Raw genomic sequence first — 16,055 nt, forward strand, 5'->3', positions numbered from 1 at the left:
AACAGAAGAGACCGACGAGACCGACGAGGCCGGACGGCATGAGCACCCAGCCCGCGCCCCGCCTGACCCGGCTGCTCGAAGCGGTCCTGGAGGTCGGCACCGACCTCGGCCTGCGCGACACGCTGCGGCACATCGTGGACGGCGCCGCCGAGTTGACCGGCGCCGCCTCGGCGGCGCTGACCATCGCCGACCCCGCCCGGGACGGGCTGACCGAGATCCGCACCCCGGGCCGGCCCGGCGAGTGCGACCCGGCACCCCGGCTCCGGATGCCGATCCACGTGCGCGACGAGGAGTTCGGCGAGCTGCGGCTGGCCGGGCGGCCCGGCGGGGAACCGTTCACGGCCGAGGACGAGCAGCTGCTGCGGGTCCTGGCCACGCAGGCCGGCATCGCGATCGGCAACGCCCGCCTGTACGAGGCGGCCCGGCAGCGCGAGCGCTGGATCGAGGGCGCGGCGGCCGTCACCAACGCGCTGCTCACCGAGGAGGGCGCGGGCGACGCGCTGACGACGGTCGCCGAACGCGCCCGGCTGCTCGCCGACGCCAGTGCCGGGGTGATCCTGCAGCCGACCGCCGAGGGCGGCATGGAGATCGTGACCGCCTCGACGCCCGAGGACCCGGACGGCATCGTCGGCGCGACGATCGCACCGGGCAGGCCGGTCCTGGAACAACTCCTGGGCGGGGAGCCCGTCTTCATCGCCGACTCGGCGACCGACCCGCGCATGACGACGCACGTGCGGCACCGCTTCGGGCCCAGCATGATGCTGCCCCTGCGGGCGGACGGCCGGCTGATCGGCACCCTCGCCCTGCCCCGCCGCCGCGGCGACCGCCCGTACACCTCCGTCGAGCGGCTGCTCGCGACGCAGTTCGCCTCGCAGGCCGCGCTCGCCCTGGTCCTCGCCGACGCCCGGCGCGGCCGGGAGCGTCTCGCCGTCTACGAGGACCGGGACCGCATCGCCCGGGACCTGCACGACCTGGTGGTGCAGCGGCTGTTCGCCACCGGTCTGATGCTGGAGTCCACGCAGCGGCGGCCGGGCGCGGACGACGTCCGGGACATCCTCGGCCGGGCGGTGGACGAGCTGCGGTCCACGGTCCAGGAGGTCCGTACGACGATCCTGGCACTGCGCCAGCCCCCGGCCGGCCCGCCCACCGGGCTGCGCGGCCGGGTGTTGCGGGAGACCGCGTCCGCCGCCGCCCGGCTCGGCTTCCCCCCGTCGACGCACTTCACCGGCGCCGTCGACACCCGCGTACCGGACGAGGTCGGGGACCGTCTGCTCACGGCGCTGCGCCGGGCCCTGGCCGACGCGGCCGGCCGCCCGGACGTGACCCGCGTCGAGGTCGCCGTCGGCACGACCGCCGCCCCACCGGACGGCCCGGGCGTACGACTGACGGTCTTCGACGACGGCGCGAGGCCCGGGGGTGAGGGCGACGGCGAGGGAACGACCGTCGCCTGGTGGTCACCGCTGTGATCGCCCCGAGAACGACACCGCGCGGCAGTGGACGGGCGGCGCCTTTACCCACCCATGGGCCGGTCATTCCCCGCGCCCGGGTGTACTCCCCCGCCCGGCGGGCAGGTGCACCGACGGGGACTGTGTGACGTTGCGAACGTCTGCCGGGGATCGACATGGACGGACAAGGCGGTGACATGACCTCAGCGGCACCACCACGTCTGGCGGGGAGGCCGGCCACCCTGGTCATCGACGGCCAGGTGCACGCCGGCCGGGCGCTGCTCCTGCCGCGGGGAGAACTCGTCCACGGGTGCGCGGACATCCTGGCTGAGGCGCTGGCCACGCTGCCCGACGGCGTCGGCCGGGTCGACCTGGACATGGGCGACGTGGTGTTCATGGACACGGCCGGACTGCAGTTCCTGGACCTGCTCGGCGGCTACAGCAACCGGCAGGCGGTGCCGGCGACGGCGACGAACTGGCACGGGCAGCCGCTGCGCGTCCTGGAGCTGGCCGGACTGGACCCCGCCGACCCCTTGTCCGCCACGGCCCACCGGCCGGAGCCCGCGACCGAGCCTGTCGCGCCCCCCGCCGAACGGCTGCACGTCCTCCAGGAAGAGGTGGAGCAGCTGCGCCGGGCGATCGCCTCCCGTCCGGTCATCGACCAGGCCAGGGGCGTCCTCATGGCGCTGCACGCCTGCACCTCGGACGAGGCGTGGCACATCCTGCGGGAGGCCTCCCAGCTGTCCAACACCAAGCTGCGCACCGTGGCCGCGGCGGTCACCGCCGGCGCCGAGAGCGACGGCCCGCCGCCGCCCGCGGAGGTGCGCGCGGCCCTGCGGACGGCGCTGGCCCGGCTGCGCCGCTGAAACCGCGTCCCGGGTGGTGCGGGCGGTGCGGGCGGGGTACCCGGTCCGCGACCCCGTCCGGCAGGAGGAGGGACCACGATGAGCGAGCCGACCCCGTCCCAGGCCGAGGGCGAACGCGACGACGAACGGGACGACGTCCCGGACGTGCCGCACACCACACCGTCCCAGGCGGAGGGTGAGCGGGACGACGAGGACGCCACGGAGACCAGGCCGGCCGGATAGGCCGACGCGCGGCCACCGTCCGTCCAGAAAAGGTTTCTGCAGAGGTGGCGCGGAGTGGGGCGGGTGGGACTCGAACCCACGGCCGACGGATTATGAGTCCGCTGCTCTAACCGGCTGAGCTACCGCCCCATAGCGGCGTGTCGCGTACATCTGTGCGCGCCGTCTGCCGCAGCATAGCCGCTCATACGATCTCCTGCCTCGGCTGGTCGGCTACGGCCGCGCCTTCATGACCTTGAGGACTCCGCAGCGTGCCGTGCGGTTCCCGGACATGGAGCAGGACATGAAAAAGGACCCCCTGCGGGGTCCTCGTTCACCATGCTCCCCCGACTGGACTCGAACCAGTAACCTGCCGGTTAACAGCCGGCTGCTCTGCCAATTGAGCTACGGAGGACCGAGCTCCCCGGACTGGACTCGAACCAGTAACCTGCCGGTTAACAGCCGGCTGCTCTGCCAATTGAGCTACCGAGGAAGGTCTCGTGTCGCATCGAACGCGTCGGCCTGGGTATTCGCCAGGGGGCGCGCGCTCGCTGCGACACATACATTAGCGCAAGCAGGGGGGTGCTCCGCCAATCGGTACTCCCCGGCACCTCGGAGCCAGAGCAAGGGAAGGGTGGCCGCCATGCGTTACAGGGTCACGTTCGTCGTCGGACTCGCCGTGGGTTACGTGCTGGGCACGAAGGCCGGGCGGGAACGTTACGAGCAGTTGCGGAAGTCCGCCCGGCAGGTCGCGCAGAACCCGGCCGTGCGCAACACCGCCGAGTCCGCGGCCCAGCAGGGCAGGCAGTTCGCGGACAAGGCGTACCACGTGGTGAGCGACCGGGTCGGGGACCGGATGCCCGACTCGGTGGCCCAGCGGGTGCGGTCGCTGCGCGAGCGCAGCGGCAGCGGCCCGGACGACTGGGGCACCAGCAACACCTGACGTCCGTGCCCCCACCGGGTACGGACACCTCTCCCGGTACGGCAGAATTTCGGGCATGGGGATAGTCGCCGGGTTGGACAGTTCGCCCGATTTCACTCGTATCGTCGTCTGCGATTCGGACACCGGTGCCGTGCTGCGGCAGGGTTACGCGCCTCACCCGGTGGAGAGCCCCGAGGGCGGGGGCCGGCCCGCCGACGTCGATCCGCAGGCCTGGCTGCTGTCCCTGGGCGAGGCGGCCGGCGGCGGGCTGCTGGAGGGCGTGCAGGCCATCGGCGTGTCCGCGCAGGCCAACTCGGTCGTGCCGCTGGACGCACAGGGCAACACGGTGCGCCCGGCCATGGTGGGCGGCGACAAGCGCTCGCAGGTGGCGGCGGCCGACCTGATCGACGCCTTCGGTGGGCGCGAGGCGTGGGCGCAGGCCGTGGGCTGCGTCCCGCAGGCCGCGCAGGCGGTGACGAAGCTGCGCTGGCTGGCGCGGAGCGAGCCGGAGGCCGCCGCGCGGACCGCGGCCCTGCTCCAGGCGCACGACTGGCTGGTGTGGCAGCTGCTCGGGCGGCCGGCGCGGCGGACCACGGACCGGGGCGGGGCGTCCGGCACCGGGTACTGGTCGGCGGCGACCGGCGGTTACCGGCCCGATCTGGTCGAGCTGGCGCTCGGGCACCAGGCGATGCTGCCGGAGGTGATCGGCCCCGCCGACGCGGCCGGTACGACGCCGGAGGGGCTGCTGATCTCCGCCGGGACCGGCGAGACCCAGGCCGCCGCCTTCGGGCTCGGCATCGGGCTGGGCGACGCGGTGGTGTCGCTGGGGGCCTCCGGGTCCGTGATGGCCGTGCACACCGAGCCGCTCGTCGACCAGTCCGGGATGATCACCGCCCTGGCGGACGCCACCGGCATGCACCTGCCCGTCGTCACCATCCTGAACGCCGTACGGACCCTGCGCGGCACCGCCGAACTGCTCGGCGCGGCGGACCTGGAGGGCCTGTCCGAGCTGGCGATGAAGTCGACGCCGGGCGCGCACGGGCTGGTGCTGCTGCCCTACCTGGAGGGCGAGCGCACACCGAATCTGCCGCACACGGCCGGGACGCTGGCGGGGCTCAGGCGCGAGTCGATGAAGCCGGAGCACCTGGCGCGGGCCGCGTTCGAGGGGATGCTGTGCGGTCTCGCGGACGCCCTGGACGTGCTGCGCGGCCGGGGCGTGGACGTGCGGCGGGTCTTCCTGCTGGGCGCGGCGGCCGAGCTGCCGGCGGTGCAGGCGGCGGCGCCCATGCTGTTCGGGACGCAGGTCGTCGTGCCGCAGCCCGCCGACTACGCCGCGATCGGCTCGGCCCGGCAGGCGGCCTGGGCCCTGGGCGTGTCCCAGGGCACGCTGGACCCGCGCACTCCCCCGGTCTGGCAGGGCGCGGTGGCCCAGGTGCTGGAGCCGGGCGACGAGCTGGCGGTGGGGCAGGCGGTGCGACAGCAGTTCGTGTCGGTGCGGGAGCAGACGCACCCGGGGGCGCTGCACGGGTGAACCGGAAGGCCCGGTACCGCTCGTAGGCCGGAATTTGCCGCGCTCTTGGGTTAATTCGGTTGAGGTAACGCGGGTGGAGTGTTCGACGATAGGGGCCAGGGGCAACCAACCGGCCCCGTCGCCGACTCCGAGAGACCCAGCGTGCTCATACGACTCCTGCGGGCCTACCTGAGGCCCTACCGGAAACCCATCGCCCTGCTGGTGGCGCTGCAGTTCGTGCAGACCTGCGCCAGCCTCTACCTGCCGACGCTGAACGCCGACATCATCGACAACGGTGTCGTCAAGGGCGACACCGGCTACATCCTGGGCTACGGCGCCCTCATGATCGCCATCTCGCTGGTGCAGGTGGTGGGCAACGTCGGTGCCGTCTACTTCGGTGCCCGCACCGCCGCCGCGCTCGGCCGGGACGTGCGCGGTGCCGTCTTCGACCGGGTGCAGTCCTTCTCGGCCCGCGAGGTCGGCGGCTTCGGCGCGCCCTCGCTGATCACCCGGACCACCAACGACGTGCAGCAGGTCCAGATGCTGGCCCTGATGACGTTCACGCTGATGGTGTCGGCACCGATCATGTGCGTGGGCGGCATCGTGATGGCCCTCGGCCTGGACGTGCCGCTGTCCGGGGTGCTGGTCGGGGTCGTGCCGGTGCTGGCGGTCTGCGTCACGCTGATCGTGCGCAGGCTGCGCCCGCTGTTCCGGGCGATGCAGGAGCGCCTCGACACGGTGAACCGGGTGCTGCGCGAGCAGATCACCGGCAACCGCGTCATCCGGGCCTTCGTGCGCGACGAGTACGAGCAACAGCGCTTCCGCAAGGCCAACGCCGACCTCACCGAGGTGTCCCTCGGCACCGGCAACCTGCTCGCGCTGATGTTCCCGGTGGTCATGACGGTGGTGAACCTGTCGTCGATCGCGGTGGTGTGGTTCGGCGCGCACCGCATCGAGAGCGGCGGGATGCAGATCGGCGACCTCACCGCGTTCCTCGCCTATCTCATGCAGATCGTCATGTCCGTGATGATGGCCACCTTCATGTTCATGATGGTGCCGCGCGCGGAGGTGTGCGCCGAGCGCATCCAGGAGGTGCTGGGCACCCAGAGCAGTGTGGTGCCGCCGTCGGCGCCGGTCACCGAGCTGCGGCGGCACGGGCACCTGGAGGTCCGGGGGGCCGGGTTCCGCTACCCGGGGGCCGAGGAGCCGGTGCTCAGGAACATCGAGCTGGTGGCGCGGCCGGGCGAGACGACCGCCGTCATCGGCTCGACCGGCAGCGGCAAGTCCACCCTGCTCAGCCTGGTCCCGCGGCTCGTCGACGCCACGGAGGGCGAGGTGCTGGTCGACGGGGTGGACGTACGGACCCTCGATCCGAAGGTGCTGGCCCGGGTCGTGGGGCTGGTGCCGCAGAAGCCGTACCTCTTCGCGGGCACGGTCGCCACCAACCTGCGCTACGGCAATCCGGACGCCACCGACGAGGAGCTGTGGCACGCGCTGGAGGTGGCGCAGGCCAGGGAGTTCGTCTCCGCGCTGGAGGGCGGGCTGGACGCGCCGGTCTCGCAGGGCGGCACCAACGTGTCGGGCGGCCAGCGGCAGCGGCTCGCCATCGCCCGGACCCTCGTACAGCGACCGGAGATCTACCTCTTCGACGACTCCTTCTCCGCCCTCGACTACGCGACCGACGCGGCGCTGCGGGCCGAGCTGGGCCGGGAGACGGCCGAGGCGACCGTGGTGATCGTGGCGCAGCGGGTGGCGACCATCCGGGAAGCGGACCGGATCATCGTGCTGGACGAGGGGCGGGTGGTCGGCGAGGGCCGGCACCACGAGCTGATGGCGGACAACGAGACCTACCGGGAGATCGTGCTCTCCCAGCTCACGGAAGCGGAGGCTGCCTGATGGCGGGGCCTGCGGGTCGCATGATGGCCGGGGGCGGCCCCGACCAGCGTTCGATGGACTTCAAGGGATCGGGCAAGCGGCTGATCGCCCAGTTCCGGCCGGAGCGGACGACCCTGTTCACGCTCCTGGCGTGCGTGGTCGTCAGCGTCGGCCTCAGCGTGGTCGGGCCGAAGATCCTCGGCCGGGCCACCGACCTGGTCTTCGCGGGCATCGTCGGGCGGGACATGCCGTCCGGGGCCACGAAGGAACAGGTCCTGGAGTCGATGCGGGAGCGCGGTGACGGCAACGTCGCCGACATGCTCCGCTCCACGGACTTCACGCCGGGCCAGGGCATCGACTTCGGCGCGGTGGGCGAGGTGCTGCTGCTGGCGCTGGCGGTGTTCGGCGCGGCGGGGCTGCTGATGGCGGTGGCGACGCGGCTGGTGAACCGGGCGGTGAACCGCACGATGTTCCGGCTGCGCGAGGACGTGCAGACGAAACTGTCGCGGCTGCCGCTGTCGTACTTCGACAAGCGGCAGCGCGGCGAGGTGCTGAGCCGGGCGACGAACGACATCGACAACATCCAGCAGACGCTGCAGCAGTCGATGGGACAGCTCATCAACTCCCTGCTGACGATCATCGGCGTGCTGGCGATGATGTTCTACGTCTCCTGGATCCTCGCCCTGGTGGCGCTGGTGACCGTGCCGCTGTCGTTCGTGGTGGCCACGCGGGTGGGCAAGCGGTCGCAGCCGCAGTTCGTGCAGCAGTGGCGCTCGACGGGCACGCTCAACGCGCACATCGAGGAGATGTACACCGGGCACACGCTGGTGAAGGTGTTCGGGCGCCAGGAGGAGTCCGCGAAGCAGTTCGCCGAGCAGAACGAGGCGCTGTACGAGGCCGGGTTCAAGGCGCAGTTCAACAGCGGGATCATGCAGCCGCTGATGATGTTCGTGTCCAACCTGAACTACGTGCTGGTCGCGGTGGTGGGCGGTCTGCGGGTGGCCTCGGGCACGCTCTCCATCGGTGACGTGCAGGCCTTCATCCAGTACTCCCGGCAGTTCTCGATGCCGCTGACGCAGGTCGCGTCGATGGCGAACCTGGTGCAGTCGGGCGTGGCGTCGGCGGAGCGGGTCTTCGAGCTGCTGGACGCCGAGGAGCAGTCGGCGGACCCGATCCCGGGTGTGCGGCCGGAGGATCTGCGCGGGCGGGTGGAGCTGGAGCACGTGTCGTTCCGCTACGACCCCGAGAAGCCGCTGATCGAGGACCTGTCGCTGAAGGTGGAGCCGGGCCACACGGTCGCCATCGTCGGCCCCACGGGCGCCGGCAAGACCACCCTGGTCAACCTGCTGATGCGGTTCTACGAGGTCTCCGGCGGCCGGATCACCCTGGACGGCGTGGACATCGCCAAGATGTCCCGGGACGAGCTGCGCTCCGGCATCGGCATGGTGCTCCAGGACACCTGGCTGTTCGGCGGCACCATCGCGGAGAACATCGCGTACGGCGCGTCGCGGAAGGTGACGCGCGGGGAGATCGAGGAAGCCGCGCGGGCCGCGCACGCCGACCGGTTCGTGCGGACGCTGCCCGACGGCTACGACACGGTGATCGACGACGAGGGCACGGGGGTGAGCGCGGGCGAGAAGCAGCTGATCACGATCGCGCGGGCGTTCCTGTCCGACCCGGTGATCCTGGTCCTGGACGAGGCGACGAGTTCCGTGGACACCCGTACCGAGGTGCTGATCCAGAAGGCGATGGCCAAGCTGGCGCACGGGCGGACGTCCTTCGTCATCGCGCACCGGCTGTCGACGATCCGCGACGCCGACGTGATCTTGGTGATGGAGAATGGGTCCATCATCGAACAGGGCACGCACGGCGAACTGCTGGCGGCCGGCGGCGGGTACGCGCGCCTGTACGCGGCGCAGTTCGCGCAGGCGGTCGCCGAGGTCGACTGACCGCGCGGCCACGGACACGAGGGGGAACGGGACACGATGGCGCACGAGGACGGGAACCCGGGACAGGGCCCCGGGCAGCCGGAGGCGAACGCGGCACCGGCCGAGTCCGGCGCCGGCACCGGACGCCGGTCGGACACGGCGCTGGGACTGTGGCTGCCGTTCGGGGTCGCCCTGGGCGTCAGTCTCGGGCAGCTCAGCGGCAACCTGGGCGCGGGCGTCGCGCTCGGCATCGGGTGCGGCGTGGCGATCGGCGCCGGCATCGACGCCCGGAAGCGGCGAGAGGCGGGCCCGGACGCCTGACCGGCCCGCCTCAGTCGAGGTACCCGCGCAGCTGGTCCGCGTAGGCGTGGTCCCGGAGCTTGTTGAGCGTCTTGGACTCGATCTGGCGTATCCGCTCGCGGGTGACCCCGAAGATGCGGCCTATCTCCTCGAGCGTACGGGGCCGGCCGTCGACCAGGCCGTACCGGAGCTGGACGACCTTGCGCTCGCGTTCGCCGAGGGTGGAGAGCACCGCCTCCAGGTGCTGGCGCAGCAGCAGGAACGCGGCGGACTCGACGGGGCTGGCGGCGTCGCCGTCCTCGATGAGGTCGCCGAGGGCGACGTCGTCCTCCTCCCCCACCGGGGCGTGCAGCGAGACCGGCTCCTGGGCGAGGCGCAGCACCTCGCCGACCCGTTCGGGGGCCAGGTCCAGGTGGGCGGCGACCTCCTGCGGCGTCGGCTCGTAGCCGCGTTCCTGGAGCATGCGGCGCTGGACGCGGACCACCCGGTTGATCAGTTCCACGACGTGGACGGGGACGCGGATGGTGCGCGCCTGGTCGGCCAGCGCCCGCGACATGGCCTGGCGGATCCACCAGGTGGCGTAGGTGGAGAACTTGAAGCCGCGGGCGTAGTCGAACTTCTCCACGGCCCGGATCAGCCCCAGGTTCCCCTCCTGGACCAGGTCCAGCATGGTCAGTCCGCGTCCGACGTACCGCTTGGCCACCGACACCACGAGCCGCAGGTTCGCCTCGATCAGGCGGCGCTTGGCCAGGCGCCCCATGACGACGAGCCGGTCGAGGTCCAGGGCGAGCCGGCTGTCCAGGTCCGGGGTGAGCCGCAGCTTCTCCTCGGCGAACAGCCCGGCCTCCACCCGCCGGGCGAGGTCGACCTCCTCGGCGGCGCTGAGCAGCGGGATCCGGCCGATCTCCCGCAGGTACTGGCGGAACAGGTCGGAGGAGGGCCCACCGCTCTCCGTGCGGGTGGGCGGCGGCGGTTCGACGGACACGACGGCGTCCGCGGAGGCGTCGTCCTCGACGGGCCGGTCGGCGGGGTGGTGCACGGCGCGGGGCTGCGGCGGCATCGCGACGAGGAAGCCGCCGGCCGGGTCCGGCTCCGCGCCGTCGGTACTGGTGTCGGTCTGGGTGAGGGTCTGGGTCTGCACGGGGGCGACCTCCAGGATGGACGCGGCCGGCGGGGGCCGACGGCGGTACTTCGGGGACGGAGCCGGCTCGCACGCCGCTGTCCGCCCCGTACGCGTGGGACGGAACCGCGGGGATCGGGGGACCCGGCCGCGCTCCGAGGACTCAGGCACCGCCCCCAGTGTGGGGTACGACACATCACCGCCACGAGGGGCGTGCGGTGACTTTTTGCGTCCGGGGCGTGACCGGTCGGTTACCCGGGGGCGTTCAGAGCGCGGCGGCGCCGTGTTCGCGCAGGGTCTGGTCGTACTGCTGGAGGACCCAGAGCTCGTTCTGCACGGCGGCCAGTTCGGCGGGGTCGCCGTGGCCGGTGAGGCGGGTGAGGCGGCCCGTGATGTCGCGGATGCGGCGTTCGACGGCGCGGCGGCGGACGGTGACCAGCTGGGCGCCCGCGTAGACCTCGTCGACGTCCTTGACGCCCCGGTGCAGCATGATCGCCTCGACGGCCAGCTCGGTGACCGTCGCGCGGACGGTGTCGTCCGGGGCGGCGTCCCGGACGCGGACCAGGTAGTCCTGCGGGTCCTGGACGCCGAACTCGGCGCCGCCCGCCTCCAGGATCGCCTGGCGCACGGCGGCGTAGGGCGCGGCGGTGAACTCGTCCACGCCGTACGCGTCGAAGGCCGGGGAGACCAGCTCGGGGCGCTGGAGGGCGAGCTTGAGCAGTTCGCGTTCGGTGGCGAAGACGGGGTTGCGGAGGTTGAGGGCCGGGCCGCCGCCGCGGGGGCCCGGCGCGGCGGCGGGCGCGTAGGCCTGCGGGCCGCCGCCGTTGCCGTGCTGCTGCCCCCGGTCGGGGCCGGCGGGGCCCTTGCCGCCGCGGTCGCGGGCCCAGCGGGCGAGCTGGGCGATCCGCTTGACCACGAACTGGGTATCGAGGATGCCGAGCATGCCGGCGAGCTGCACGGCGACCTCGTGCTGGGCGCCGCTGTTCTTGATGCGGGCGACGACCGGGGCGGCCTCGTCCAGGGCGGCGGCGCGGCCGGCCGGGGTGTCCAGGTCGTAGCGGGCCACGATCTGGCGGAGCGCGAACTCGAAGAGCGGGGTGCGCGGCTCCACCAGGTCGGCGACCGCCTCGTCGCCCTTGGCCAGACGCAGGTCGCAGGGGTCCATGCCGTCGGGGGCGATGGCGATGTAGGTCTCGGCGGCGAACTTCTGGTCGTCCTCGAAGGCGCGCAGGGCCGCCTTCTGGCCGGCCGCGTCGCCGTCGAAGGTGAAGATCACGCGGGCCGAGCCGTTGTCCATCAGCAGGCGGCGCAGGATCTTGATGTGGTCGCCGCCGAAGGCGGTGCCGCAGGTCGCGATGGCGGTCGTCACCCCGGCCAGGTGGCAGGCCATGACGTCGGTGTAGCCCTCGACGACGACCGCGCGGGAGGCCTTCGCGATGTCCTTCTTCGCCAGGTCGATGCCGTACAGCACCTGGGACTTGCGGTAGATCGGGGTCTCGGGGGTGTTCAGGTACTTCGGGCCGTTGTCCGCCTCGTAGAGCTTGCGGGCGCCGAAGCCGACGACGTCGCCGCCGATGTCGCGGATGGGCCACATCAGCCGGCCGCGGAAGCGGTCGATGGGGCCGCGGCGGCCCTCCTGGGAGAGCCCGGAGAGCAGCAGCTCCTTGTCGCTGAAGCCCTTGCCGCGCAGGAAGCGGGTGAGGTGGTCCCAGCCCTGGGGGCTGTAGCCGACGGAGAAGTGCTCGGCGGCGGCCTGGTCGAAGCCGCGCTCGGCGAGGAAGGCGCGGCCGGTGTCCGCCTCCGGACTGCTCGCCAGCTGCTCCGCGTACCACTGGGCGGCGATCTTGTGGGCCTCGACCAGGCGGATGCGTTCGCCGCGCTGGTGGGTCGGGTTGTACCCGCCCTCCTCGTAACGCAGGGTGATGCCGGCCTGGCCGGCCAGGCGCTCGACCGCCTCCGAGAAGGTGAGGTGGTCGACCTTCATCACGAACGTGATGGTGTCGCCGCCCTCCTGGCAGCCGAAGCAGTGGAAGAGACCCTTGCTCGGGCTGACCTGGAAGGACGGGGACTTCTCGTCGTGGAACGGGCACAGGCCCTTCAGATTGCCGCCGCCCGCGTTGCGTAGCTGGAGGTACTCCGAGACGACGGCGTCGATCGGGACCGCGTCCCGTACCGCCTTCACGTCCTCGTCGTTGATCCGTCCTGCCACGCGTGAATTCTACGGGGGCGGTCCGACAGTCACGGGACGAGGCTGTCCAGAGCGACGTGCGGGTCGGCCAGCGCCTCCGCGTCCACCTGGGCCTTCGAGCGGATCAGCTGCTGGATCGGCTCCGTGACGTCCCACACGTTGACGTTCATCCCGGCCAGCACCCGGCCGTCCTTCACCCAGAAGGCGATGAACTCGCGCTTGGCCGCGTCCCCGCGGATCACCACCTGGTCGTAGGAGCCGGGCGGCGCCCAGCCGGAGTACTCCATGCCCAGGTCGTACTGGTCGGTGAAGAAGTAGGGCACGCGGTCGTGGGCCGGCCCCCTGCCGAGCATCGCGCGGGCGGCCGCCGGGCCGCCGTTCAGGGCGCCCGCCCAGTGCTCGACGCGCAGGCGGGTGTCGAAGAGGGCGTGGTGGAAGGAGGCGACGTCACCGGCGGCGTGGATGTCGGGGTCGGAGGTGCGCAGGTCCGCGTCGACGACGATGCCGCCGCCGGCCGCGCGGTCGGCGATCTCCAGGCCCGCCGCCTGGGCCAGCGCGGTGCGCGGGGCGGCGCCGATCGCGGCGAGCACGTCGTGCGCGGGGTGCTCCTCGCCGTCGTCGGTGCGGGCGGCCAGCACCATGCCGTCCTGGCCGACGATCTCGGTCAGCCGCACACCGAAGCGGAAGCGGACGCCGTGCGCCTCGTGCAGTTCGGCGAAGACGGAGCCGAGCTCGGGGCCGAGGACGCCGTGCAGCGGGGTCGGTCCGGGCTCCACGACCGTGACCTCCGCCCCGTACTCGCGGGCCGCCGCCGCGACCTCCAGGCCGATCCAGCCGGCGCCGGCGATCACGAGGTGGCCGTTGTCCCGGCCGAGGGAGGCGAGGACGCCCTTGAGGCGTTCGGCGTGGGCGAGGCGGCGCAGGTGGTGGACGCCCGCGAGGCCGGTGCCGGGGACGTCGAGGCGGCGGGGCTCGGCGCCGGTCGCGAGGAGCAGCTTGTCGTACCTGACGTGGGTGCCGTCGTCGCCGTAGTGGACGGTCTTCGCGGCGCGGTCGATCGCGACGACGGTCTGGCCGAGGTGCAGCTCGATGTCGTGCTGGGCGTACCAGGCGGGCTCGTGGACGAAGACGCTGTCGCGTTCCTCCTTGCCGAGGAGGAAGCCCTTGGACAGCGGCGGACGCTCGTAGGGGTGGTCGCGTTCGTCGCAGACGAGGATCACCCGGCCGTTGAAGCCCTCCGTGCGGAGTGTCTCGGCCGCCTTCGCGCCGGCCAGGCCGCCTCCGACGATGACGAATGTCTGATCCGCGTCGACCACTTGTCTGCCTCCTCGTCAGGGTGCCGCCACATGCGAGCGTCCCGCACGTGGCGTGGCGCGGGAAGAGGGAGTGACCCGATCAGGCCACGGAGGACGCTGTTTCCGGCGCCTTCCGGTCTGTCGGGTCACTCCTGTCCCGTCAGTCTCATGGATGCCCCGTCAGGCGGGCGTGAAGCGAGCGGGCCGAGGCGTCGGTGAGGGAGGCGATCTGGTCGACGATCACCCGTTTGCGGGCCCGGTCGTCGGCGGCCGTGTCGAACAGTGCGCGGAACTGCGGGTCGAGCCCGTCCGGGGCGCGGGCGGTGAGCGCCTCGGCCAGCTCGGCGACCACGACGCGCTGGTCGGCGCGGAGCCGCTCCTGCTCGGTGCGCTGCATGACGTACCGGAAGGCGACCGCCTTGAGGACGGCGCACTCCATACGGGTGGCGCGGGGGACCACCAGTTCGGCGGTGTACCGGGTGAGCCGGCCGCCCCCGTACGCGGCCCGGGTGGCGGTCTCGGCGGCGAGGCAGAAGCGGCCGATGAGCTGGCTGGTGGCGTCCTTCAGCCGGGCCTGGGCGACGGCCGAGCCGTCGTAGCCGTGCGGCCACCAGTCCTGGGCGAGGAGGCGGTCGAGGGCGGCGGCGAGTTCGGCGTGGTCGGTGCCGTCCGGGACGTACCGCCCGACGGCCGCCTCGAAGACCGTCTCCCGCTCGGGGTCGGCGAGCAGGCAGTTCGGGTCGATGTGACCGGCGTGCAGGCCGTCCTCGACGTCGTGCACGGAGTACGCCACGTCGTCGGCCCAGTCCATGACCTGCGCCTCGAAGCAGGTGCGGGCGCCGGGGGCGTCCTCGCGGAGCCATGCGAAGACGGGCCGGTCGTCGTCGTAGACGCCGAACTTGGGGGACGCCGGGTCGGTGGGGTGGGCGCCCCGGGGCCACGGGTACTTGGTGGCGGCGTCGAGGGTGGCGCGGGTGAGGTTGAGGCCGACGGAGCCGGCCTCGGTGAACCGTTTGGGCTCGATGCGGGTCAGGAGCCGCAGCGACTGGGCGTTGCCCTCGAAGCCGCCGCAGTCCTCGGCGAAGTCGTTCAGCGCCTGTTCACCGTTGTGGCCGAAGGGCGGGTGGCCCAGGTCGTGGGCGAGGCAGGCGGCCTCGACGAGGTCGGGGTCGCAGCCGAGGGCGGCGCCGAGCTCGCGGCCCACCTGGGCGCACTCGAGGGAGTGGGTGAGGCGGGTGCGGGGGCTGGCGTCCCACATGGGGTTGCCTTCGCCCGGCGCGACGACCTGCGTCTTTCCGGCGAGGCGGCGCAGGGCGGCGGAGTGCAGGATGCGGGCGCGGTCGCGCTGGAAGGCGGTGCGGCCGGGGCGTTTGTCGGGTTCGGGGGCGTAGCGGGCCACTGACGTGGGGTCGTACGGGGGTGGGGGTGCGGTGCCTTCCATGTCATGAACAGTAAGGGGAAGGTGTGACAGTCGGGTCGCCTATGCGTCTGCCGGGTGCGGTCCGATTGCGTGTGCGGGACGCGTCGTGGCTGGTCGCGCAGTTCCCCGCGCCCCTCAGGACGTTGCCGGCACCCGGGACTTCAAACCGCTGTCGGCCTTCACCGCCTCGTCGTAGCGGTGGAGGAGGAGGTGGGGCATTGCCGGATGGGTGCCCAGAGGGGGCGACGCGATCCACGGGGCCGCTGCCGCGGACTCCGTCGCGAAGCGGCCCGGGGCCGTGAAGTACGAGGCGACGGCGACGTTGCGGTAGCCCCGGGTCTCCAGTGCCCGTACCGCTTCCGGCACCGTCGGGGCCGCCGCCGAGGCGTATGCCGGGAGGACCGGGACGCCGAGGCGGGCGGACAGGAGCGATGCCGCGCGGTCCGTGTCGGTCCTGGACTCCGGGTCGCGGGAGCCCGCCGCGGCGAGGACGACGGCGGCGTCCCGCGGGGCGTGGAGGGGCCAGCCTGCCTCCAGGAGGTTGTCGTGCAGGGCGTCCACGAGGAGGGGGTGCGGACCGAGCGGGGCGGCCACGCGGGTGCGGGCCGGGGCGGCCGCGGCCATCTCCGGGATGTCCCGTTTGACGTGGTGGCCGCGGCTGAGGAGGAGCGGGACGAGGACCGCATCCCCGTCACCGAGGGCGGTGAGCGTGTCGGGCAGCAGGGGCTCGTTCAGCTCGATGTGGCCGAGGTGCACCGGGAGGGCGGGGCGCAGGGCGCGGACCCGGTCGAGCAGGGCCCGTACGGTGCTCAGGGCGCGCGGGTCGCGGCTGCCGTGGGCGACGACGACCAGGGCGGGGGTGCCGCCGTGGGTCGCCGTGCCGGTCGTCCTGCCCATCAGTGTCGTCGCCGTCATGCGTCGAGGGTGGCGGCCGGACGTTGCCTCCCCGTTGCGCGGATGTCACGGGTGTTTTCCGTCGGTTCACGCG

At 72.8% G+C, this 16,055-nt stretch carries 13 protein-coding genes and 3 tRNA genes; 8 read left to right on the top strand and 8 right to left on the bottom strand.

The features are described 5' to 3' along the window. The first annotated feature begins 38 nt into the window (after nt 1-38). The 3 genes from AMK11_RS03280 to AMK11_RS38095 all read left to right on the top strand — a co-directional run bounded on the left by AMK11_RS03280 (nt 39) and on the right by AMK11_RS38095 (nt 2,533). The gene (locus tag AMK11_RS03280; RefSeq protein ID WP_073722824.1) at nt 39-1,466 is read left to right on the top strand and encodes a GAF domain-containing sensor histidine kinase; all 1,428 of its coding nucleotides are present in this window, start codon (nt 39-41) and stop codon (nt 1,464-1,466) included. Between the two features lie 176 nt (nt 1,467-1,642). Next, a complete protein-coding gene (locus AMK11_RS03285; RefSeq protein ID WP_073722826.1) occupies nt 1,643-2,311 on the top strand; it encodes an ANTAR domain-containing protein in 669 nt (222 codons plus the stop codon). A 78-nt stretch (nt 2,312-2,389) separates the two neighbouring features. Then, nucleotides 2,390-2,533, top strand: a complete 144-nt coding sequence (locus AMK11_RS38095) for a hypothetical protein (protein ID WP_198941288.1) — start codon at nt 2,390-2,392, stop codon at nt 2,531-2,533. A gap of 55 nt (nt 2,534-2,588) precedes the next feature. Here the strand turns inward: AMK11_RS38095 and AMK11_RS03290 are convergent. The 3 genes from AMK11_RS03290 to AMK11_RS03300 form a co-directional block, all read right to left on the bottom strand. Beyond that, nucleotides 2,589-2,662 (bottom strand) — tRNA-Ile (locus AMK11_RS03290). Nucleotides 2,663-2,851: 189 nt separating this feature from the next. Further along, nucleotides 2,852-2,924: transfer RNA gene (locus AMK11_RS03295), tRNA-Asn, on the bottom strand. 5 nt (nt 2,925-2,929) lie between these two features. Then, a tRNA-Asn gene (locus AMK11_RS03300) sits at nt 2,930-3,002 on the bottom strand. 150 nt (nt 3,003-3,152) lie between these two features. On the opposite strand from AMK11_RS03300, the gene AMK11_RS03305 reads away from it, so the two are divergent. The 5 genes from AMK11_RS03305 (at nt 3,153) to AMK11_RS03325 (ending at nt 9,065) form a co-directional block, all read left to right on the top strand. Then, nucleotides 3,153-3,452, top strand: coding sequence for a hypothetical protein (locus tag AMK11_RS03305; RefSeq protein WP_073722828.1), 300 nt, complete (start codon nt 3,153-3,155; stop codon nt 3,450-3,452). Between the two features lie 55 nt (nt 3,453-3,507). After that, a complete protein-coding gene (locus AMK11_RS03310) occupies nt 3,508-4,962 on the top strand; it encodes a xylulokinase (protein ID WP_073722830.1) in 1,455 nt (484 codons plus the stop codon). A gap of 141 nt (nt 4,963-5,103) precedes the next feature. After that, entirely contained in the window at nt 5,104-6,837 is a 1,734-nt protein-coding gene (locus AMK11_RS03315; RefSeq protein ID WP_073722832.1) for an ABC transporter ATP-binding protein, read from the top strand. Beyond that, entirely contained in the window at nt 6,837-8,765 is a 1,929-nt protein-coding gene (locus AMK11_RS03320; protein ID WP_073722834.1) for an ABC transporter ATP-binding protein, read from the top strand. Before AMK11_RS03315 ends, AMK11_RS03320 begins: the two co-directional genes overlap by 1 nt. A 36-nt stretch (nt 8,766-8,801) precedes the next feature. Beyond that, entirely contained in the window at nt 8,802-9,065 is a 264-nt protein-coding gene (locus tag AMK11_RS03325) for a hypothetical protein (protein WP_073722836.1), read from the top strand. Nucleotides 9,066-9,075: 10 nt separating this feature from the next. Here the strand turns inward: AMK11_RS03325 and AMK11_RS03330 are convergent, their stop codons facing one another. The 5 genes from AMK11_RS03330 to AMK11_RS03350 form a co-directional block, all read right to left on the bottom strand. Next, nucleotides 9,076-10,185 (bottom strand): RNA polymerase sigma factor, encoded by a 1,110-nt coding sequence (locus AMK11_RS03330; protein WP_107429634.1) that lies wholly within the window; start codon nt 10,183-10,185, stop codon nt 9,076-9,078. A gap of 244 nt (nt 10,186-10,429) precedes the next feature. After that, nucleotides 10,430-12,373 carry a DNA primase gene (gene dnaG, locus AMK11_RS03335; protein ID WP_073722838.1) on the bottom strand — a complete coding sequence of 648 codons (1,944 nt, stop codon included), beginning with the start codon at nt 12,371-12,373 and terminating at the stop codon, nt 10,430-10,432. A 29-nt stretch (nt 12,374-12,402) separates the two neighbouring features. Continuing rightward, nucleotides 12,403-13,668 carry an NAD(P)/FAD-dependent oxidoreductase gene (locus tag AMK11_RS03340; protein ID WP_073722840.1) on the bottom strand — a complete coding sequence of 422 codons (1,266 nt, stop codon included), beginning with the start codon at nt 13,666-13,668 and terminating at the stop codon, nt 12,403-12,405. A 145-nt stretch (nt 13,669-13,813) separates the two neighbouring features. Then, nucleotides 13,814-15,088, bottom strand: coding sequence for a deoxyguanosinetriphosphate triphosphohydrolase (locus tag AMK11_RS03345; RefSeq protein WP_073722842.1), 1,275 nt, complete (start codon nt 15,086-15,088; stop codon nt 13,814-13,816). A 114-nt stretch (nt 15,089-15,202) separates the two neighbouring features. Further along, complete coding sequence (locus AMK11_RS03350; protein ID WP_073722844.1) at nt 15,203-15,982, bottom strand: sirohydrochlorin chelatase; 780 nt, start codon at nt 15,980-15,982, stop codon at nt 15,203-15,205. Nucleotides 15,983-16,055 lie beyond the last annotated feature (73 nt).

It is taken from the genome of Streptomyces sp. CB02414 (assembly GCF_001905385.1).
Lineage (GTDB): Bacteria > Actinomycetota > Actinomycetes > Streptomycetales > Streptomycetaceae > Streptomyces.

What these genes read in the sequence shown, in the direction of transcription:
- AMK11_RS38095 (WP_198941288.1), top strand. Translation starts at nt 2,390, where the DNA reads ATGAGCGAGCCGACCCCGTCCCAGGCCGAGGGCGAACGCGACGACGAA.
- AMK11_RS03310 (WP_073722830.1), top strand. Translation starts at nt 3,508, where the DNA reads ATGGGGATAGTCGCCGGGTTGGACAGTTCGCCCGATTTCACTCGTATC.
- AMK11_RS03285 (WP_073722826.1), top strand. Translation starts at nt 1,643, where the DNA reads ATGACCTCAGCGGCACCACCACGTCTGGCGGGGAGGCCGGCCACCCTG.
- AMK11_RS03320 (WP_073722834.1), top strand. Translation starts at nt 6,837, where the DNA reads ATGGCGGGGCCTGCGGGTCGCATGATGGCCGGGGGCGGCCCCGACCAG.
- AMK11_RS03280 (WP_073722824.1), top strand. Translation starts at nt 39, where the DNA reads ATGAGCACCCAGCCCGCGCCCCGCCTGACCCGGCTGCTCGAAGCGGTC.
- AMK11_RS03305 (WP_073722828.1), top strand. Translation starts at nt 3,153, where the DNA reads ATGCGTTACAGGGTCACGTTCGTCGTCGGACTCGCCGTGGGTTACGTG.
- AMK11_RS03345 (WP_073722842.1), bottom strand. Translation starts at nt 15,088, where the DNA reads ATGGAAGGCACCGCACCCCCACCCCCGTACGACCCCACGTCAGTGGCC.
- AMK11_RS03350 (WP_073722844.1), bottom strand. Translation starts at nt 15,982, where the DNA reads ATGACGGCGACGACACTGATGGGCAGGACGACCGGCACGGCGACCCAC.
- AMK11_RS03325 (WP_073722836.1), top strand. Translation starts at nt 8,802, where the DNA reads ATGGCGCACGAGGACGGGAACCCGGGACAGGGCCCCGGGCAGCCGGAG.